Below are 17,389 nucleotides of genomic sequence, written 5' to 3' on the forward strand. Positions count from 1 at the left end.
GGGGGAGATGGCGGTCGAGCTGATACCGCACGAGCTGCGCGCGCGGGTGCTCGCGGAGGTGCACGCGCGGCCGTCCGCGTCCATGGACGCGCCCCGGCGCATCCTGCACTACGCCTTCATGACCGACGGCGAGGCCGCTCAGCGCGATCGCGAGGCGCTCGCGGCCTTCTGCACGAGCCTCGGGCTCGAGGGGCCGGGCGCCGGCGCCAAGCACCATCGCGTGGCGTTCTCGGGAACGCTGCTGCGCTGGGAGAGCCACAGCGAGTTCACCACGTATTCCTGGGAATTCGGCGACGCGAGCGTCACCGACGCGCCGGCGCCCCAGCCCTTCCGCCCGGCGGTGGACGGGCTCATGGGCGTCATGCGTCTCGTGCCGCAGCCCGGTCCCCTGATGGTCGCCGCCGACCTGCACCTCCTGCCGGCCGAGGCCCTGCCGAAGGGGCCGCAGGGCGTGTTCGGCGACGTCCACCTCGCCGCCGCCACTGTCGAGGGCGGCTCGGCCACCATCGCCACCGATTTCCGCACGGACGCCCACGGCTTCGTGCGCATCCTCGTCGTCGACAACGGCATGGAGCGCACCCAGGCCGGTGCCATCGTCCAGCGCGTGCTCGAGGTCGAGACCTACCGCACGCTCACGCTCCTCGGCCTGCCGGAGGCGCAGCGCATCGGCCCCTCCGTGCGCAAGATCGAGACGGACCTGCCCCTCGTCATGAGCGCCATGGAGCGCTCGGACGGGCTCGCCCGCAATCGCGAGCTCCTCGACCGCATCACCGGTCTCGCCGCCGAGCTCGAATCCGGCGCGGCCGCGGCGCTCTTCCGTTTCGGCGCCACGCGGGCCTATTCCGATCTCGTGCGCCTGCGCCTCGGGGCACTGGAGGAGAAGGCGCTCGCGGGCACCGATTCCTGGTCGGAATTCCTGGATCGGCGGCTGCAGCCGGCGATCCGCACCTGCGCCTCCATGGAGGAGCGCCAGGCCAACCTCTCGCGCAAGCTCACCCGCGCCGCCCAGCTCCTGCGCACGCGCATCGACATCGAGCTCGAGAGCCAGAACCGCGACCTCCTGCGCGCCATGAACGAGCGCGCCCGCATCCAGCTGCGCCTCCAGCAGACCGTCGAGGGGCTGTCGGCGGCGGCGATCACCTACTACATCTCGGGGCTCATCTTCTACGTCCTGCGCGGCCTCCAGGAGGGCGGCGCCTCGGCGGTCGATCCCTATGTCGGCACGGCGATCGCGGTGCCGATCGTGCTCGCGCTCATTCTCCTCCTGGTGCGGCGGCTGAGAAAGCGCCATATGGACGAGGACGAGCACGAGACGACCCGCACGAAGGAGGAGGATCGGCGATGAAGGACCTGATGGGGCTCATGAAGCAGGCCCAGGCCATGCAGGAGAAGATGCAGGAGACCCAGGCCGAGCTCGAGGAGATGATCGTCGAGGGCCAGGCCGGCGCCGGCGCCGTCACCGTGCGCCTCTCCGGCAAGGGCGCGCTCAAGGGCGTCACCATCGACCCCTCGCTGATGGTGCCCGACGAGAAGGAGATCCTCGAGGACCTCATCGTCGCCGCCTGCAACGACGGTCGCGCCAAGGCGGAGCGGGCGATGCAGGAGCGGATGTCCGAGATCACCAAGGGCCTGCCGTTGCCGCCGGGCATGAAGCTGTTCTGAGCGGCGCGTAGCGAGAGCACACAGACCATGGCCCGCGGCGTCGCCGGTCCCGAGATCGAGCGCCTGATCCAGCTTCTCGCGCGCCTGCCGGGCCTCGGCCCGCGCTCGGCGCGCCGGGCGGCGCTGGCGCTCATGCAGAAGCGCGAGGGGCTGCTCGTGCCGCTGGCGGAGGCGATGCGCATCGCCGCCGAGCGCGTCGTCGTATGCTCCACCTGCGGCAACGTCGACACGTCGGACCCCTGCGCCGTCTGCGCCGACCCGAGCCGCGACCCGTCGATCATCGTGGTGGTGGAAGACGTCTCCGACCTGTGGGCGCTGGAGCGCGCGGGCGCCCTGCACGCGCGCTATCACGTGCTCGGCGGCGTGCTCTCCGCGCTCGACGGCATCGGGCCCGACCAGCTGACCATCGCGGGCCTCCTCGCCCGCGCCCAGGATCCCGCCGTGCGCGAGGTGATCGTCGCGCTCGGCGCCACCGTCGACGGCCAGACCACCGCCCATTATCTGACGGAGGCGCTCGCGAGCCTCCCCGTCAGCGTCACCCGCCTCGCCCACGGCGTCCCCGTCGGCGGCGAGCTCGACTATCTCGACGAGGGCACGCTGTCCGCGGCGCTGAAGCGGCGAACGGCGGTGTAGGAGAGGCGCTTCTCCGGCGAAACCTTCTCCGGCGAAACCTTCGCCGTCGCCACCCGTTCTCGCCGCATGACCAGCACCGCCACGCTCCCCCGCCTCGCCCTCGCCGCCGCCCTCCTCGCCGCCACGGCTCTCACCGCCGCCGCGCAGGACGTGCGGACCGGCGACCTTTCCGCGCTTCGCGAGGAGGCGCTCGCGGAGGTTAACGCCGCGCGCGAGGCGAACGGGCTCGCCACGCTCGCGGCCGGGCCGACGCTCGACGAGATCGCGCAGGGCCATGCCGAGGACATGCTGGCGCGGGGCTATTTCGCCCATGTCTCGCCCGACGGCGAGAGCGTCGCCGACCGCTTCCACGAGGCCGGGGGCGCGCGAAGCGAGATCGTCGCCGAGAACCTGGCGCGTTGCGACGGCTGCGACATTCCCCCCGACGTCGCCCGTGTGGAGGCCTTCCAGGAGGGGCTGATGGAGAGCCCCGAGCATCGCGACAACATCCTGCGAGGCGGGCTTTCGCGCTTCGGCTACGGCATCGCCGCCGATCCGGCGAGCGGCCGCACGGTCGCGGTGCAGACCTTCGCCGGCCCGGGTACGCCGCGCGGGCTCGATGCGGGCGCGAGCGCCGAGCCCATCGGGCCGGACGCGCGCGTCGCGGCGGCGCGCGAGGCCCTGAACGCCCTGCGCGCGGAAGCGGGCGTCGCCTCGCTCGACGCGGACGAGGCGCTCGTCGCCGCCGCCCGCGATCTCCTGCCGCAGACGGGGGGATCGCTCGAGCCGCCCGCCCTCGATCTCGCCGGAGCGCTGCCGGCGGACGCCGCACGCCGCTTCGCGGGCGTCCGCGCTCTGGCGGCGACGTGCTCCGGCTGCGGCGCGGAGCCGACGCGGGCGGACGTGGAGAGCTTCGTCGCGCAGTGGGAAGAGGCCCGCGGCGAGACGCTGACGGGCGCCGATCTCGACCGCTTCGGCTTCGCGCTCGGTGCGGACGGAGCCGGCGCCAAGACGGCGGTGCTGCTCCTCGCAGGCACGCGGTGAGCGCCGACGTCAGGTCGGCGGCGACAGGGTCGCGTAGACGTCGCCGGAATTCGCCTCGTGCGGCAGCGTGTGGATGCGCTCCGCCATGGCGGCGGCTCCCATGAAGCCGGGCTCCTCCAGGCGCGCGCTCTCGCCGAGCGAGAGGGCGAAGCGGTAGTTCCCGAGCCCGGCGAGGCGCGTGAGGCAACGATGCGCCACGTCCCGCGCGATCGTGGTGAACTCGAAGGAGAGCGCGGCCACCGGATAGGAGAGGCCGGCGAGCACCTTGTCCTCGAACCCCTCCACGTCGATCTTCACGAAATCGGGCCGGCCGTGGGCGTTCACCAGGGCGTCCAGCGTCACGCAGGGGACGACGATCTCCGCGTCCCAGGCCTGCCCCTCCCAGCCCCGCGCGCCCGCGGCAGCGGCGACGAAGTCGCGCGAGGCGGTGGAGACGGTCGGATTCGCGCTGTTGACGGCGAGGCGGATCTCGCCGGCCGCGTCCCCGACGGCGGCCTGGACGAGCCGTACGCCCGCGTCGCGGCCGTGGATGAGGCGCAGCGCCCGGAAGCAGGCCGGCTGCGGCTCGAGCGCCACCACCCGCGCGCCGAGCCGCCGGAACGACGCCGTGCGATCGCCCACATGCGCACCGATGTCGAAGGCGAGGCCGCCCTCCGGGACGTGGGGGCGATAGAGCGCGTCGAGGGCGGCGGCGCGCGCCGGATCGCCGTGATAGAGGCGCAACGAACGCCCGACGGTGGTCGCGCGGCGCGTCATGCGGCGGCCCGCCGTGGTCGCGCCGGCACGGGGAGCGTCCGCTCGCCGGCGAGCGCGCGGATCTCGGCCGGCGGATCGATCTCCTCGGGGATCGCGCACAGGCCCGCCCGCGCCAGCGCCCGGCCGGCCTCCGGCGCGGCGGTGAGGACGGCGAAGGGGATCGCGAGAAGATAGCCGGCGCACATCACCAGCGCCACGGGCCAGGCGGCGGGCACGAGCCAGAGCACGAGCCCCATCATGCCGATGCCGAAGGCGGTCGTCGACCAAAGCCCGCGGGCGGCGTCGCGCCAGGAGAGCCCGTGCGCGTCGCGCGCCTGGCCGTTCCAGACGGTGGCGCGGCCGAAGGCGAGGCCGATCATGAAGAGGGTGAGCCGCAGGGAGGCCGCGGCGCCGAGCAGGGCCGAGAAGACGAACTCGATCGCCCCGCTCGCGAGGAAGCGACGCCGCCCGCCATAGGCCGCCATGCCGCCGGGCGTGAGCGCGACGTCGAGCAGGCCGAGCGCGCGCGGCGCGAGCGAGAGCGCGAGGAAGGCCGTGTAGAAGGCGATCGCCGCGCCGACGGGGAAGACATCCGGGTCGGTCGTCGCGGCGACGAGGGGCGCGAGGGCGAGGATCGCCGTCATGGCCGGCACGGCGGCGAACATCATGATCGCGCTGATGAGCTGCATGCGGCTCGTCGGCAGGAGACCCTTCATGAGGAGGAGAACGGGGCTGAGGTATTGAAGGTTCCCTTGGCACCACCTCAGATCGCGCTTCGAGAAGTCGAGGAAGGTCGGCGGATTGTCCTCCCACGACCCGCCCTCGCGCGGGATCACCCGAACCTCGTACCCGGCGCGACGCATCAGCACCGCTTCCACCTGGTCGTGCGAGAGGACATGGCCGGCGAGCGGGCCGCTGCCGGGCAGGGTCGGCAGCCGGCAATGCTCCCGGAACGGCGCGATGCGCACGAGCGCATTGTGCCCCCAATAGGGGCCGCATTCGGCCGTCCACCAGGCGGAGCCCAGCGTGTAGGGGCGCATGCCCTGGCGCATGCCGAACTGGAAGATGCGCGCGAAGGCGCTCGTCGAGGGCGCGCCGACGACGAGGCTCTGGAGGATGCCGATCTGCGGATGGGCCTCCATGATGCGCGTCATGCGCACGATCTCCTCCCCCGACATCAGGCTGTCGGCGTCGAGCGGCAGCATGAGGTCGAAGCGCGCGCCGTGCGTCTCGACGAAGTCGCGCACGTTGCCGGCCTTGAAGCCGATATTCTCCGAACGGCGGCGATAGAGGATGCGCGCACCGGCGCCCGCGTCGCGACGCCAGGCGGCCACCTCCGCCTCCTCCGCCGCGGCGATCGCCGGATCGGAGGTGTCGCTCAGCACGAGATACGAGTAGGCCTCGCCCTCCCCCGTCGCCTCCAGGCTGTCGCGCACGATGGCGAGCCGGCGAACGGCGCGCGCGGGATCCTCGTTGCGCAGGGTCATGAACACGCCGACGCGCCCGCGCACCGGCACCGGGCGTGCGCCGGCCGCCGCGAAGGGCGCCACCGCGAGGACGGGATCGGCCGCGCGCCGGGCGATGACGAAGCCGATCGTGGCGTTGACGAGGCCGAGCACCGTCCACGGCGCCGCGAGCGCGAAGCAGACGAGCATCACCGCGTCGAGCAGCGTGAGCCCTTCCGCCGCGAGAATCGCCGTCGCCGGGACGATCAGCGCGAGGACGCCCGCGAGCGTCAGCCCCGCCACCAGCCGCCTGCGCCCCCGCACGGTCGCGCTGGTCCGGACGGGGGCCGCGCGCGTATGGGAAGGAACCGGCGCCGCAGCGGCGGCGTCATGCCTACGCTCGGCGAGCGGGCGCAGGTCGGGCGATCGCACGAGATCGTTCATCGAGCCGTCCTCAGGAAGACATCGGGGAAGACGCTGGAGGAGCCATGCCGCGCGACGGCGAGACGAAGGAGCGATACGCCGTGACGGACGCCTCGGAGGAGACCCGAGCACGCGCACTGTGGTACGTGTCGAAGGGCCGTGCGGTTTTGTGCGAGGAGGGGATCGGGGCGAAAAAGCCCGATCACGTTCGCGTGCGCACGCTCTGGAGCGCGCTTTCGCGGGGTACCGAGCGGCTCGTGGCCGAAGGCCGCGTGCCGGCCTCCGAATACGGCCGCATGCGCGCGCCGCTGCAGGAGGGCGACTTCCCCTTTCCCGTGAAATACGGCTACAGCGCCGTCGGCCGCGTCGAGGACGGGCCGCATGCGCTCGTCGGCCGCCTCGTCTTCGCGCTCGCCCCGCATGCGGAGATCTTCGACGCGCCGCTCGCCTTCGTGCAGCCCGTGCCCGATCACGTTCCCGCACGGCGCGTCGTCCTCGCGTCCAACATGGAGACGGCGCTCAACGCGCTGTGGGACGGCGGCGCGGCACCGGGCGACCGGATCGTCGTCGTCGGCGCGGGCGTGGTGGGCTGCCTCGTGGCGTCGCTCGCCGCGCGCATTCCCGGCGCGGAGGTGACGCTCGTCGACGTCGACCTCTCCCGGCGCGAGATCGCGCAGGCGCTCGGCTGCCGCTTCTCGAAGCCGCTCGATTCGCCCGGCGACGCCGATCTCGTCGTCCACACCTCGGCGACGTCGGCCGGCCTCTCCTGCGCGCTGGCCTGCGCCGGCGACGAGGCGCGCGTCGTCGAGCTCTCCTGGTACGGCGAGGCGACGACGGAGGTCTCGCTCGGCGCGCGCTTCCATTCCGCGCGCCTCGCGCTCGTCTCGAGCCAGGTCGGCCGCGTCGCGACGCCCAAGCGCGCGCGCTGGAGCCACGCCCGGCGCCTCGCCAAGGCGATCGACCTCCTCGACGATCCGCGCCTCGACGCGCTGATCACGCACGAGATCGCCTTCGACGATCTCCCCGACGCGATCCCCCGCCTGCTCGCCCCGGGTGCGCCGGGGCTCGCCACCGCCATCCGCTATTCCTGAACGCCATCACACGAGGAGCTCTCCCGCATGTACGCCGTCGAAGTCCGCGACCACGTCATGATCGCCCATTCGTTCAAGGGCGATCTCTTCGGCCCCGCCCAGAAGCTGCACGGCGCGACCTTCGTCATCGACGTCGCCTTCTTCCGCGAGAGCCTGACCGCGGACGCCGTGGTCGTGGACATTGGCCGCGCCCACGATGCGCTCAAGGCGACGCTCACGCCGCTCAACTACCAGAACCTCGACGAGCTGCCGCAATTCGCCGGCGAGAACACGACGACGGAATTCCTCTGCAAGCACGTCTTCGACGCCATGGCGTCCGCGGCCCGCGAGGGCCGGCTCGGGCCCGGCGGCGAGGGGATCGCCAAGATCCGGGTGAAGATCGAGGAGAGCCACGTGGCGCGGGCCTGGTACGAGGCGGCGCTCTGACGATGGCGACCCTCGCGGCGGCCTTCGCCGTCCCCGGCGCCCTCGAGACGCCGACCGGCGGTTACGCCTATGCGCGCGAGATCCTCGCGCGCTTTCCCACCCACGGGATCGACGCGCAGGTCGTGCGGCTGCCAGGCGGCTTCCCGAACCCGACGACGGAGGATCTCGTCGAGACGGCGCGTCTCCTCGCCGCGGTGCCCGGCGAGGCCGCCCTCCTCGTCGACGGCCTCGCCTACGGCGCCCTGCCGGCGGCGACGCTCGACGCCTTCGCGCGCCCGCTCGTGGCGCTGGTGCATCATCCGCTCGGCCTGGAGAGCGGCATCGCGCCCGACCGCGCCGCCGCCCTGATCGAGACGGAGCGCCGGGCGCTCGCGCGAGCGACGCGGGTCGTCACCACGAGCCCGACGACGGCGCGCACCCTCGTCTCCGATTTCGGCGTCCCGCCCGATCGCCTCACCGTCGCCGAGCCCGGCACCGAGCCGGCGGCGCGGGCCGCGGGAGCGCCCGCGGGCGCGCCGCCGGCGCTCGTCGCCATGGGCGCCGTCACGCCGCGCAAGGGATACGACGTCCTGATCGCCGCCCTCGCCCGCCTCGCAGACAGGCCGTGGAGCCTCACCATCGTCGGCGCGACGGACCGCGCGCCGGACCTCGCGGCCGCGCTCGCGGCGCAGGTCCGCGAGGCCGGGCTCGCCGAGCGCATCCGCTTCACCGGCGCCGTCGACGACGCGACGCGCGACGCGCTGATGGCGGGGGCGGACGCCTTCGTCTCGGCCTCGCTCTACGAGGGCTACGGCATGGTGCTGGCCGAGGCCATGGCGCGCGGCCTGCCGCTCGTGGCCTCCACCGGCGGGGCGGCGGCGGAAACCGCGCCGGACGCGGCCGCGCTGAAGGTGCCGCCCGGCGACGTCGACGCCCTCGCCGACGCACTCGCCCGCATGCTGGGCGACGACGCCCTGAGACGGCGCCTCGCGGACGCCTCCTTCGCCGCGGGACGGCGCCTGCCCACCTGGGACGACACGACGGCGCGGATCGCCCGCGTCCTGCACGACAGCCTGGAGACCACCCGATGAGCGGCTTCTCGCCCGATTGGCTCGACCTGCGTGAGGGAGCCGACCACCGCGCGCGCGACGCCGCGCTGGAGGCGCGGCTCGCAGACTACCTCGCCGGGCGCGAGACGATCACGGTCGTCGATCTCGGCTGCGGCCTCGGCTCGAACCTGCGCGGGCTCTCCCGCGTGCTGCCCGGTCGCCAATCCTGGCGGCTCGTCGACCACGATCCGACGCTCCTCGCCGGCGCACGCGAGCGCCTCGCCGCCTGGGCCGACGCGGCCCGCGACGACGGCGGCGGCGGGCTGAGGCTGGAGAAGGACGGCCGGCAGATCACGGTCTCCTTCGCGCAGGCCGACCTCGCGGGCGACCTCGACGGCGCCCTCGCTTGTAGCGCCGGCGGCGCGCCCGACCTCGTGACGGCGGCGGCGCTCTTCGATCTGTGCGGTGCGAGCTTCCTCACGCGCTTCGCGCAGGCCGTGGCGGCGCGGCGCGCGGCCTTCCACACGGTGCTCACCTACGACGGCCGCGAGACCTGGGAGCCGGCGCACCCCCTCGATGCGGCGTTCCGCGACGCCTTCGTCGCGCATCAGGGCGAGGACAAGGGCTTCGGCCCGTCGCTGGGCCCGGCGGCGACGGCGCATCTCGCGCGCGCCTTCGCGGATGCCGGCTATGCGGCGCACCAGGGCGAGAGCCCGTGGCGGCTCGAGGCGCCGCGGGACGCCGCCCTGATCCGCGCGCTGGCGGAGGGACAGGCGCAGGCCGTGGCGGAGACGGGCCGGCTCGCGCCCGACGCCGTCGCGTCCTGGCGCGCGGCTCGGATCGAGGCGCCGCGCGCCACGATCGGTCACGCGGACCTGCTCTGCCTGCCGTGAGGGCGGCGCGGCCGGCCGAGGCGAGACCAGATCAGGCGAGACCGGATCAGGCGAGCCCGGCTCAGGCGAGTCCCTGGACGAAGCGCCGGTCGATGCGATCCTTCAGCCACCAGACGAGCCGCCCCTCCAGAGCGAGGTGTCGCCCGCGCGCGGCGATGGCGCGCCCGTCGGCGGTGGACATGAGGACGAGCCAGTTCGTCTGCGGGGAATAGGGCACGAGCGGCTCGCCGCGAACGGCGCGACGCAGGTTCTCGGCGAGGATCGGCCCCTGGCGCACGGCGAAGACGCCGGCCTTCGGGCGCGGATCCGTGACGGAGCCCGCGCAATCGCCCGCCGCGAAGACGCGCGGATCGCCGACGCTGCGCAGCGTCGCGTCAACCGCGAGGAAGCCGCGCGCGTCCGCCGCGAGCCCCGATCGCGCGACGAGGGGCGGCGGCGCGGCGCCCACCGCGACGAGGGTCGCCCGCGAGGCGATTGTCCGCCCGCTCGCGAGAATGACGGCCTCGGGCTCGACGCGCGCGACGCGGTCGTTCTCCACGAGCGCGATCGACGCCTGCGCGAGCCGCGCGCGGGCGATGCGGCGGGCGCGGCCGTTGAGCTCCGGCAGCAGGGCGTGCGCCGTGACGATTGTGAGGGTCGGGCCCTGCTCACTCCTAGCCTCCGCCCGCAGGCGGCGCGCCAGCGCGAAGGCGAGGCACAGCCCCGCCGCCCCGCCGCCGACGACGACCACGTCTCGTGGGCCGTCCGGCTCCCTCACCGCGGAAATCAGGCGATCGATCTTGGCGAGGAGATCCCCGATCGGCTTGACCGCGATGGCGTGCTCCCGCGCGCCGGGGATGCGAGAGAGATCCGGCGTGATGCCGATGTCGAGCGACACGAGATCGTAGGGCACGTGCGCGCCGTCCCCGAGCACGACCTCGCGCGCGTCGCGATCGATGCGCTCGGCCGCGCCCAGCACGAAGCGACCGCCGGCCTCTTCGACGAGGCGGCGCACGTCGATGTGCATCGCCTCGCGCGCATAGAGCCCGGCGACGTGCCCTGGCAGCATGCCGGAATAGGGCGAGGTCTCGGCCGGCGAGACCAGCGTGAGCGCGATCCCCGGCTCCGGCCGCTTGCGCAGCGCATCGAGCACCAGGGCGTGGCTGTGCCCGCCGCCCACCAGAACCAGCTTCGTCATGCTCCCCCCATACGCCCGTCCCGCGCCTCGAGGCCCGCGCCGGATACCCGCGCCACCATGGTCTCCTTCGCTCTCGCAGGCGAAGTGTTGCATCCCGCCCACAGGTTTGCGCGTCTCCCCTCTGATATGGTCGCTTTTCTCAACCCGTCAGGCCCCGCGAGAATGGCGCGTCAACGCTCCCCCCAGAGAGATCCCGCCGCGGACGCGGCCGCGCTCCTGCGACGCCTCGGCTTCGCCATCCTAATGATCGGCCTGCCGATCGCCGCCCTCGTGGCGCGCCGCGGCGTCGTGGTGATGGCGCCTGTGGGGATCGCTCTGCTCGTCATCGCGGCGCTGATCGACGGCGAGCACCGGCGCGTGTCGCACGCGGTCCAATCCCTGGCCGGGCGGCTCGCCGGCATCGCCGGGATCGTCGTCCTGGGCTGGGCGCTGCTGTCGCTGGCCTGGGCGCCCTTCGCCGCGCCCGCGGCGGAGCGCCTGGGCAATCTCGCGGCGACGCTGGCCGTCGGCGTCGCCGGCTACCTCGCGCTGCCGGTGCGCATGCGCTCGGCCAACCTCTACCCGCTCGCCATCGGCGTGGGCGCCGCGGCGCTCCTCGCCATCGGGCTGCTCGCGATCGAGGACCGTCCCGCCTGGGACGAGGAGACGATCACCCGCGATCGCGGCGTCGTGGCGCTGGCGCTCCTGGTCTGGCCCGCCGCCGCCTGGCTGCATTCGCGCGGGCGCGACCTCCAGAGCGTCGCGATCGTGATGGCGGTGGCGGTCGCGACCGGTCTCGCGCCCACCCCGCTCGCCTTCGCGGGCTTCGCCACGGGCGCGGCCGTCTATCTCGTGGCGGCCTCCCGCCTCGTTCTCGCGGCGCGGATCGTCGCCTATGGCGGCGCGGGCCTCGTCCTCGCCGCGCCGCTCCTCGCGCTCGCCCTCGCCTCGCTCGATCCGGCGCTGGCCACCTGGCGGGAGATGATCGCGAGCGTGCCGGTGCGGCTCGTCACCGGCTACGGCTTCGAGACGGCTCTGCGCGGCCCGAGCGTCGGGCTGGTGCCGGCGGGCGGGCCGGAGACGACGCTCTTCGAGATCTGGGTCGATCTCGGCCTCGTCGGCGCCGCCGCGCTGGCCGTGGCGGTCTGGTCGGCGGCGCTGGGCGCGAGCCGCGTCGACGCCGCCGTGGCGCCCGGCGCGCTCGCCGCCGTCGCCGCGGGCCTCGCCCTCGTGGTGACCGGGGCGAGCTACACGGAGATGTGGTTCGTCACGAGCGCCGTGGTCGCGGCGCTCCTCTTCGCCGCCGTGGAGCGCGGCCAGTTCCGCACCCAGCGCCCGAAGGCGATCCTGAGCGCGATCCTGCGCCGGGGGCGGCGGGCGGAGCGGTGAGCGGGCCTATCCATGTCTTGACGATCGGACATGAATGTCCGATATGACTTCGTAGTGGGTCGACCTTGGACAAGCGAGAGCGGTTCATCGCGGAACTTCGCCAGGAAGCGAAGGCTCGAGGCTTCTTCTTCGAGGTGACGCGCGCTCGCGGCAAAGGCGGCCACGTCATGATCTGGGTCGGAGACCGGGTGACGACGCTTCCGTCACGCGAGATCGATCCGAAGACCGCTCGCAAGATCCGGAAGGTACTGGATCTCGATTGATCGCCTGGAGGCACGCATATGCGGACCTACACCTATCCGGCCCTGATCGAGGACGGTGACGAGCATGGGCTCGTCGTCACCTTCCCGAACGTGCCCGAAGCCGTGACCCAGGGCGACGATCGCGACGATGCGCGCGCCATGGCCGTTGAGGCTCTGGGGCTCGCTCTGCTCACCTATCCGAAGCGCGGGCTCGCGCTCCCACCCGCGTCGGCCGGGCTCGAGGGGCACGAGCCGATCACGGTCGATGCAGAGACCGCGGCGAAGCTCGCCGTGCTGGAGGCGTTCGTCGCGTCCGGCATGGGGAAGGTCGAGCTCGCCAAGCGGCTCGGCAAGGACGAGAAGGAGGTCAGGCGCATCCTCGATCCGATGCACCCGACCAAGCTGCCGACGCTCGAAGCCGCCCTCAATGCGCTGGGCCGCCGGCTCGTCGTCGGCATCGTCGACGTCTGACGGGCCTCAAGCCGCGTCCTTCACCGCGAGCCGGCCCTCGTGCACCGCGTGGCAGGCGACGCCGCCGGCGAGCGGGGGGCGCTCCACGCGGCAGCGCTCGTTGGCGAAGGGGCAGCGCGGATTGAAGGTGCAGCCCGAGGGCGGGTTGATCGGGTTGGGGATCTCGCCCGCCACCGGCTCGCGGTCGCGACCGGACATGGCGAGGTCGGGCACCGCGTCGAGCAGCATGCGCGTGTAGGGGTGCTTGGGGTTCTGGAACATCTCCCGCCCGCCCGAGATCTCGACGATGCGGCCCAGATACATCACGCCGATCCGCGTCGCCATGTGGCGCACGACGGCGAGGTTGTGGGAGATGAACAGGTAGGTGAGCCCGAACTTGTCCTGCAGGTCCCGCATCAGGTTGAGGATCTGCGCCTGGACCGAGACGTCCAGCGCCGAGGTCGGCTCGTCGCACACGAGGAATTCCGCTTCCGACGCGAGCGCGCGGGCGATGGCCACGCGCTGACGCTGGCCGCCGGAGAACTCGTGGGGGTATTTCACCCCGTCGTCGGGATGCAGGCCCACCAGAGTCAGCAGCTCGCCCACGCGCGCGCGGATGTCCGCCTCGCCCTCGACGAGCTTGAAGGCTCGGATCGGCTCGGCCACGATCTGCTGGACGCGCCAGCGCGGGTTGAGCGAGGCGTAGGGATCCTGGAACACCATCTGGATGCGCCGGCGCAGGAGCTGGCGCTCGACCTGCGCCTTGGTGTCGCTCATCGAGATGCCGTCGATCGTCACCCCGCCGCCCGAGGGCGGCAGGAGGCCCACGACCATGCGCGCCACCGTGGACTTGCCCGAGCCGGATTCGCCCACGAGCGCGAAGGTCTCGCCGCGGGGAATGTCGAAGGAGACGCCGTCCACCGCCTTGAGGTACTGCTTCTCGCCGCCCTCGATCACACGGTTGAGCCACGGCTTCGAGACGTCGAAGGAGCGGGAGAGATCGCTGACGCGGACGAAGGGGGTGGTCATCACGCGGCCTCCTCGGGCTTCTTCGCGGCGGCGAGGGTCTTGCCCTCGCCGAGGAAATGCGGCCCGGAGGCCGCGTCGTAGAGATGGCAGGCGACGCGATGCCCGCGCCAGGGCAGCGGGTCGGGCCGGTCCACCGTGCAGCGCCCGAAGCGGTAGCCGCAGCGCGGGTTGAAGGCGCAGCCCGGCGGGATGCGGTTCAAGCGGGGCATGGAGCCCGGGATCTGCACGAGCCGCGCGTCCTCGCCGGCGAGCGTGGGGATCGCGCCCATCAGCCCCTCCGCATAGGGATGGAGCGGGTTCTGGACGACGTCGTGGACGGGGCCGATCTCGGCGATGCGCCCGGCATACATCACGGCCACGCGGTCGGCCGTCTCGGCGATGACGCCCATGTCGTGGGTGACGAGCATGATCGCCGTGCCGTGCTCGCGCCCGAGCCGCTTGAGGAGCGTGATGATCTGGGCCTGGACCGAGACGTCGAGCGCCGTCGTCGGCTCGTCGGCGATGATCAGCTCGGGCTCCGCGCACAGGGCGAGCGCGATGACCACGCGCTGGCGCATGCCGCCGGAGAACTCGTGCGGATAGGAATCGATGCGCTTCTCCGGCGCCGGGATGCCGACCTCCGCCAGCAGGTCGACGGCGCGCCGGCGCGCCTGCGTCGGCGAGAGGTCGGTGTGCGTCGTGATCGTCTCGATGAGCTGCTCGGAGATCTTGTAGAGCGGGTTGAGCGAGGTCAGCGGGTCCTGGAAGATCATGCCGATGCGCTTGCCGCGCACCTTGCGCATCTCCTCGGGCGGCAAGTTGTCCACGCGCTGCCCCGACAGCAGGATCTCGCCCCCGGCGATGCGCCCGGGCGGGTCGATGAGCCCGATCACCGCCGAGCCCGTCACCGACTTGCCGGCGCCCGATTCGCCCACGACGCCGAGCACCTCGCCCTTGCCGATGTCGAAAGAGACGCCGTCGATCGCCTTGAGCACGCCGCGGCGGGTGTGGAACTCGACCCGGAGGTCGCGGACGGAGAGGACGGGGTCGCTCATCGATGGTGCTTTCCGGCTGCGGCCGTGCTATAAGGCGTCAAAACGTGGAGGCCGTTCATGTCGGGTCCTATCATCATTCTCGTCTGACGAAGCTCACTGCGGGGGCGAGGCGAGATAGCGGTCGATTGCCTTCTGGGCCTGGTCTGCCGCCGATAGCATGTCTTCGCCGAGGCGCATCAAGCCGTCGACTGCCGCACTCTGCCGATCGTCCGCGAGATGCTCGTACATTCCGGCTGAAAACGCTCGTACCAACGCCGTCATCCTGCGGTCATGATCGAAGAACGCGACGATCGCGTCAATTACGTCGACCGGCAATAGGTCGAGGTCGCCCTTCAGGTCGTCGAACGCGATCAGCATCTCGATTGCCGCTCCTTGGGGCGTCTCTTTCTCCTCGGACGCAGCGTCCGTTGTGGCGGCTTCGCCCTTCGCCTTCGTGGAGACGTTCTCCAAAAAGGTCCGGCGCGTCTGCTCGATGACATCAGCGGAAAATTGCTGACGAAGGGGCAGGGCAGCGATCGCAATGACGCGTTGCGTCGCCACGAGAAGCCCTCGGACACGATCGCGTCGCCTCCTCAGCTCCATTTCGCGCTCGATCTCCTTCTCGGCGCGCACGCGATGGCGCCAAAGGTATATGGAGGCAAGCGCGGCGACGACGCCGCCGAGCGCAATGATGAGCGCAGCGCTGAGGGACCCGGTCGACATTTCACCTCAGCTTCGGATTGAGCGCGTCCCGCAGCCAATCCCCGAGCAGGTTGATGGACAGGGCCAGGAGCACCAGTGCCATGGCCGGGAAGAACAGGATCCACCACTCGCCCGAGAACAGGAATTGCTGGCCGATGCGGATCAGCGTGCCGAGCGAGGGCTGGGTCGGCGGCATGCCGGCACCCAGGAAGGAGAGCGTCGCCTCCTCGATGATGGCGAGCGCGAGGTTGATCGTCGCGATCACCAGCACCGGCCCCGTGACGTTCGGCAGCACGTGCTTGACCATGACGACGAAGGGCTTGAGCCCGATCAGCCGCGCGGCGTCGACATAGACCTTCGACTTCTCGACGAGCGTCGTCGCGCGCACCGTGCGGGCGTATTGCGCCCAGTTCGAGATGCCGATGGCGAGGATGAGCACGAACAGCGTCGCCTGCTCCTGCTGCGCCGGCGGGATGACGCCGCGCGCGATGCCGAAGACGAGGAGCGCGACGAGGATCGCCGGGAAGGAGAGCTGGATGTCCGCGACGCGCATGATCAGCGCCTCCGTGCGCCCGCCGAGATAGCCGGCGAGGAGGCCCAGCGTCACGCCCACGGTCAGCGAGAACAGGACCGAGGCGACGCCCACGAGGAGCGACACCCGCGCGCCGTAGAACACGGCGGAGAACATGTCGCGGCCCTGCGGGTCCGTGCCGAACACGTAGGTGTTGCCGGTGAACTCGTTGACCTCCCCGGGCGGCGTGAAGCCGTCCATCAGGTTGAGCTGGCTCGCGTCGAACGGGTCCTGCGGCGCGATGAGCGGCGCGAAGACGGCCGCCAGGATCATCGTCAGCGCGACGAGGGCCGAAAGGATCGTCACCGGCGAGCGCCGGAAGGAATAGGCGACGTCCGAATCCCAGGCGCGGGCGAGAACGCCCATGCGCGCGGCGGGCGTCTCGATCATGTCGCCGGTGGTGGGGCCGTGCGCCGTGTCGACCACGGGCTTCGATCCGGGAGTGGTGTCCGCCATCGCCGCCTCCTTACTTCGCGAGCGCCTTGCCGCCGCGCAGACGCGGATCGAGCAGGACGTAGGTGAGATCGACGAGGAGGTTCACGACGACGAAGACGAAGGCGACGAAGACGAGATAGGCCGCCATCACCGGCACGTCGGCGAACTGCACGGCCTGCACGAAGAGCGAGCCGAGACCGGGCCACTGGAACACCGTCTCGGTGACGATGGCGAAGGCGATGATCGAGCCGAGCTGGAGGCCCGCGATGGTCACGACGGGGATCAACGTGTTGCGCAGCGCGTGGCGGAACTCGATCGTCCGCTCCGGGATGCCGCGGGCGCGGGCGAAGCGGATGAAGTCGGCGCGCATCACCTCGAGCATCTCCGAGCGCACGAGGCGCATGATCAGCGTCAGCTGGAAGAAGCCGAGCGTGAGCACCGGGAGCACCAGCGACTTCAGTCCGGATTCGGTCAGGAGCCCCGTCGTCCACCAGCCGATCCGCACCGTCTCGCCGCGCCCGAAGGAGGGCAGCCAGCGCAGCTCCACGGCGAAGACGTAGATCAGGCCGATGCCGATGAGGAAGGTCGGCAGCGAGACGCCGACGAGGGAGACCGTCATCACCACGTTGGCGAGGAAGCCGTCGCGCCGGATCGCGGCATAGACGCCGAAGCCGACGCCGATGACGGTGGCGAAGAGCGCCGAGAGGATCGCGAGCTCGAGGGTGGCGGGCAGGCGCTCGACCATGAGCGCGGAGACCGGCCGCGCCTGGCGGTACGAGACGCCGAAATCGCCCTGCACGGCGTTGCCGACGAAGATCGCGAACTGGACCGGGAAGGGCCGCTCGAGGCCCAGCCGCTCGCGCAGCTCCTGGCGATCCTGCAGCGTCGCTTCCTGCCCGACCATGTTGGCGACGGGGTCGCCGACGAAGCGGAACATGGAGAAGGCGATGAAGGCGACGGCGAGGAGCACGAGCGCGCCCTGCGCGAGGCTCCTGAGGATGTAGGCGATCATCTGGGGCTTGGTGTCCGGGTCCGGTGGAGGG

At 72.2% G+C, this 17,389-nt stretch carries 19 protein-coding genes; 11 read left to right on the forward strand and 8 right to left on the reverse strand.

Annotation, left to right across the window (positions count from 1 at the left end; translation table 11 throughout):
• Positions 1–7: 7 nt before the first annotated feature.
• The 4 genes from IEX89_RS15350 to IEX89_RS15365 all read left to right on the forward strand — a co-directional run bounded on the left by IEX89_RS15350 (position 8) and on the right by IEX89_RS15365 (position 3,318).
• Positions 8–1,345, forward strand: a complete 1,338-nt coding sequence (locus IEX89_RS15350; RefSeq protein WP_188914123.1) for a DUF3422 family protein — start codon at positions 8–10, stop codon at positions 1,343–1,345.
• The gene (locus IEX89_RS15355; protein ID WP_188914124.1) at positions 1,342–1,662 is read left to right on the forward strand and encodes a YbaB/EbfC family nucleoid-associated protein; all 321 of its coding nucleotides are present in this window, start codon (positions 1,342–1,344) and stop codon (positions 1,660–1,662) included. Before IEX89_RS15350 ends, IEX89_RS15355 begins: the two co-directional genes overlap by 4 nt.
• A 27-nt stretch (positions 1,663–1,689) precedes the next feature.
• The gene (gene recR / locus IEX89_RS15360) at positions 1,690–2,295 is read left to right on the forward strand and encodes a recombination mediator RecR (RefSeq protein WP_188914125.1); all 606 of its coding nucleotides are present in this window, start codon (positions 1,690–1,692) and stop codon (positions 2,293–2,295) included.
• Between the two features lie 66 nt (positions 2,296–2,361).
• Positions 2,362–3,318, forward strand: a complete 957-nt coding sequence (locus IEX89_RS15365; protein WP_188914126.1) for a CAP domain-containing protein — start codon at positions 2,362–2,364, stop codon at positions 3,316–3,318.
• Positions 3,319–3,327: 9 nt separating this feature from the next.
• Here IEX89_RS15365 and IEX89_RS15370 read toward each other — a convergent pair whose 3' ends face one another.
• The gene (locus IEX89_RS15370) at positions 3,328–4,074 is read right to left on the reverse strand and encodes an FkbM family methyltransferase (protein ID WP_188914127.1); all 747 of its coding nucleotides are present in this window, start codon (positions 4,072–4,074) and stop codon (positions 3,328–3,330) included.
• On the reverse strand, positions 4,071–5,942 hold the full coding sequence (gene mdoH, locus IEX89_RS15375; protein WP_188914128.1) for a glucans biosynthesis glucosyltransferase MdoH: 1,872 nt from the start codon (positions 5,940–5,942) through the stop codon (positions 4,071–4,073). The genes IEX89_RS15370 and mdoH overlap by 4 nt, the downstream gene beginning before the upstream one ends.
• A 44-nt stretch (positions 5,943–5,986) precedes the next feature.
• Between mdoH and IEX89_RS15380 the strand changes: the two genes are divergently transcribed.
• The 4 genes from IEX89_RS15380 to IEX89_RS15395 are packed head-to-tail and all read left to right on the forward strand — an operon-like array spanning position 5,987 to position 9,359.
• On the forward strand, positions 5,987–7,012 hold the full coding sequence (locus IEX89_RS15380) for a zinc-dependent alcohol dehydrogenase (protein ID WP_244645492.1): 1,026 nt from the start codon (positions 5,987–5,989) through the stop codon (positions 7,010–7,012).
• Positions 7,013–7,039: 27 nt separating this feature from the next.
• A complete protein-coding gene (locus IEX89_RS15385; protein WP_188914129.1) occupies positions 7,040–7,438 on the forward strand; it encodes a 6-pyruvoyl trahydropterin synthase family protein in 399 nt (132 codons plus the stop codon).
• Between the two features lie 2 nt (positions 7,439–7,440).
• On the forward strand, positions 7,441–8,508 hold the full coding sequence (locus IEX89_RS15390; RefSeq protein WP_188914130.1) for a glycosyltransferase family 4 protein: 1,068 nt from the start codon (positions 7,441–7,443) through the stop codon (positions 8,506–8,508).
• Positions 8,505–9,359, forward strand: a complete 855-nt coding sequence (locus tag IEX89_RS15395; RefSeq protein WP_188914131.1) for a class I SAM-dependent methyltransferase — start codon at positions 8,505–8,507, stop codon at positions 9,357–9,359. Before IEX89_RS15390 ends, IEX89_RS15395 begins: the two co-directional genes overlap by 4 nt.
• 61 nt (positions 9,360–9,420) lie before the next feature.
• On the opposite strand, the gene IEX89_RS15400 is transcribed toward IEX89_RS15395, so the two are convergent.
• On the reverse strand, positions 9,421–10,536 hold the full coding sequence (locus tag IEX89_RS15400; protein WP_188914132.1) for an FAD-dependent oxidoreductase: 1,116 nt from the start codon (positions 10,534–10,536) through the stop codon (positions 9,421–9,423).
• Positions 10,537–10,698: 162 nt separating this feature from the next.
• Here IEX89_RS15400 and IEX89_RS15405 point away from each other — a divergent pair, with 162 nt between their 5' ends.
• The 3 genes from IEX89_RS15405 to IEX89_RS15415 all read left to right on the forward strand — a co-directional run bounded on the left by IEX89_RS15405 (position 10,699) and on the right by IEX89_RS15415 (position 12,617).
• Positions 10,699–11,904, forward strand: a complete 1,206-nt coding sequence (locus IEX89_RS15405) for a peptide ABC transporter permease (protein ID WP_188914133.1) — start codon at positions 10,699–10,701, stop codon at positions 11,902–11,904.
• Between the two features lie 65 nt (positions 11,905–11,969).
• The gene (locus IEX89_RS15410) at positions 11,970–12,167 is read left to right on the forward strand and encodes a hypothetical protein (RefSeq protein WP_188914134.1); all 198 of its coding nucleotides are present in this window, start codon (positions 11,970–11,972) and stop codon (positions 12,165–12,167) included.
• A gap of 18 nt (positions 12,168–12,185) precedes the next feature.
• A complete protein-coding gene (locus IEX89_RS15415) occupies positions 12,186–12,617 on the forward strand; it encodes a type II toxin-antitoxin system HicB family antitoxin (RefSeq protein WP_188914135.1) in 432 nt (143 codons plus the stop codon).
• A gap of 6 nt (positions 12,618–12,623) precedes the next feature.
• Here IEX89_RS15415 and IEX89_RS15420 read toward each other — a convergent pair whose 3' ends face one another.
• From IEX89_RS15420 to IEX89_RS15440, 5 genes are all read right to left on the reverse strand, one after another.
• Positions 12,624–13,625, reverse strand: coding sequence for an ABC transporter ATP-binding protein (locus tag IEX89_RS15420; protein ID WP_188914136.1), 1,002 nt, complete (start codon positions 13,623–13,625; stop codon positions 12,624–12,626).
• Positions 13,625–14,659, reverse strand: a complete 1,035-nt coding sequence (locus IEX89_RS15425) for an ABC transporter ATP-binding protein (protein WP_188914137.1) — start codon at positions 14,657–14,659, stop codon at positions 13,625–13,627. The genes IEX89_RS15420 and IEX89_RS15425 overlap by 1 nt, the downstream gene beginning before the upstream one ends.
• A 93-nt stretch (positions 14,660–14,752) precedes the next feature.
• Complete coding sequence (locus IEX89_RS15430) at positions 14,753–15,361, reverse strand: hypothetical protein (RefSeq protein WP_188914138.1); 609 nt, start codon at positions 15,359–15,361, stop codon at positions 14,753–14,755.
• Position 15,362: 1 nt separating this feature from the next.
• Positions 15,363–16,277 carry an ABC transporter permease gene (locus IEX89_RS15435; RefSeq protein WP_188914287.1) on the reverse strand — a complete coding sequence of 305 codons (915 nt, stop codon included), beginning with the start codon at positions 16,275–16,277 and terminating at the stop codon, positions 15,363–15,365.
• Between the two features lie 100 nt (positions 16,278–16,377).
• Positions 16,378–17,358, reverse strand: a complete 981-nt coding sequence (locus IEX89_RS15440) for an ABC transporter permease (protein ID WP_188914139.1) — start codon at positions 17,356–17,358, stop codon at positions 16,378–16,380.
• Positions 17,359–17,389: the final 31 nt, after the last annotated feature.

This window comes from Salinarimonas ramus (genome assembly GCF_014645695.1).
GTDB classification, from domain to species: domain Bacteria; phylum Pseudomonadota; class Alphaproteobacteria; order Rhizobiales; family Beijerinckiaceae; genus Salinarimonas; species Salinarimonas ramus.

What these genes read in the sequence shown, in the direction of transcription:
- IEX89_RS15355 (WP_188914124.1), top strand. Translation starts at nt 1,342, where the DNA reads ATGAAGGACCTGATGGGGCTCATGAAGCAGGCCCAGGCCATGCAGGAG.
- IEX89_RS15440 (WP_188914139.1), bottom strand. Translation starts at nt 17,358, where the DNA reads ATGATCGCCTACATCCTCAGGAGCCTCGCGCAGGGCGCGCTCGTGCTC.
- IEX89_RS15385 (WP_188914129.1), top strand. Translation starts at nt 7,040, where the DNA reads ATGTACGCCGTCGAAGTCCGCGACCACGTCATGATCGCCCATTCGTTC.
- IEX89_RS15370 (WP_188914127.1), bottom strand. Translation starts at nt 4,074, where the DNA reads ATGACGCGCCGCGCGACCACCGTCGGGCGTTCGTTGCGCCTCTATCAC.
- IEX89_RS15425 (WP_188914137.1), bottom strand. Translation starts at nt 14,659, where the DNA reads ATGAGCGACCCCGTCCTCTCCGTCCGCGACCTCCGGGTCGAGTTCCAC.
- IEX89_RS15390 (WP_188914130.1), top strand. Translation starts at nt 7,441, where the DNA reads ATGGCGACCCTCGCGGCGGCCTTCGCCGTCCCCGGCGCCCTCGAGACG.
- mdoH (WP_188914128.1), bottom strand. Translation starts at nt 5,942, where the DNA reads ATGAACGATCTCGTGCGATCGCCCGACCTGCGCCCGCTCGCCGAGCGT.
- IEX89_RS15365 (WP_188914126.1), top strand. Translation starts at nt 2,362, where the DNA reads ATGACCAGCACCGCCACGCTCCCCCGCCTCGCCCTCGCCGCCGCCCTC.
- IEX89_RS15405 (WP_188914133.1), top strand. Translation starts at nt 10,699, where the DNA reads ATGGCGCGTCAACGCTCCCCCCAGAGAGATCCCGCCGCGGACGCGGCC.
- IEX89_RS15435 (WP_188914287.1), bottom strand. Translation starts at nt 16,277, where the DNA reads ATGGGCGTTCTCGCCCGCGCCTGGGATTCGGACGTCGCCTATTCCTTC.
- IEX89_RS15420 (WP_188914136.1), bottom strand. Translation starts at nt 13,625, where the DNA reads ATGACCACCCCCTTCGTCCGCGTCAGCGATCTCTCCCGCTCCTTCGAC.
- IEX89_RS15350 (WP_188914123.1), top strand. Translation starts at nt 8, where the DNA reads ATGGCGGTCGAGCTGATACCGCACGAGCTGCGCGCGCGGGTGCTCGCG.
- IEX89_RS15400 (WP_188914132.1), bottom strand. Translation starts at nt 10,536, where the DNA reads ATGACGAAGCTGGTTCTGGTGGGCGGCGGGCACAGCCACGCCCTGGTG.
- IEX89_RS15395 (WP_188914131.1), top strand. Translation starts at nt 8,505, where the DNA reads ATGAGCGGCTTCTCGCCCGATTGGCTCGACCTGCGTGAGGGAGCCGAC.
- IEX89_RS15415 (WP_188914135.1), top strand. Translation starts at nt 12,186, where the DNA reads ATGCGGACCTACACCTATCCGGCCCTGATCGAGGACGGTGACGAGCAT.
- IEX89_RS15380 (WP_244645492.1), top strand. Translation starts at nt 5,987, where the DNA reads ATGCCGCGCGACGGCGAGACGAAGGAGCGATACGCCGTGACGGACGCC.
- IEX89_RS15430 (WP_188914138.1), bottom strand. Translation starts at nt 15,361, where the DNA reads ATGTCGACCGGGTCCCTCAGCGCTGCGCTCATCATTGCGCTCGGCGGC.
- recR (WP_188914125.1), top strand. Translation starts at nt 1,690, where the DNA reads ATGGCCCGCGGCGTCGCCGGTCCCGAGATCGAGCGCCTGATCCAGCTT.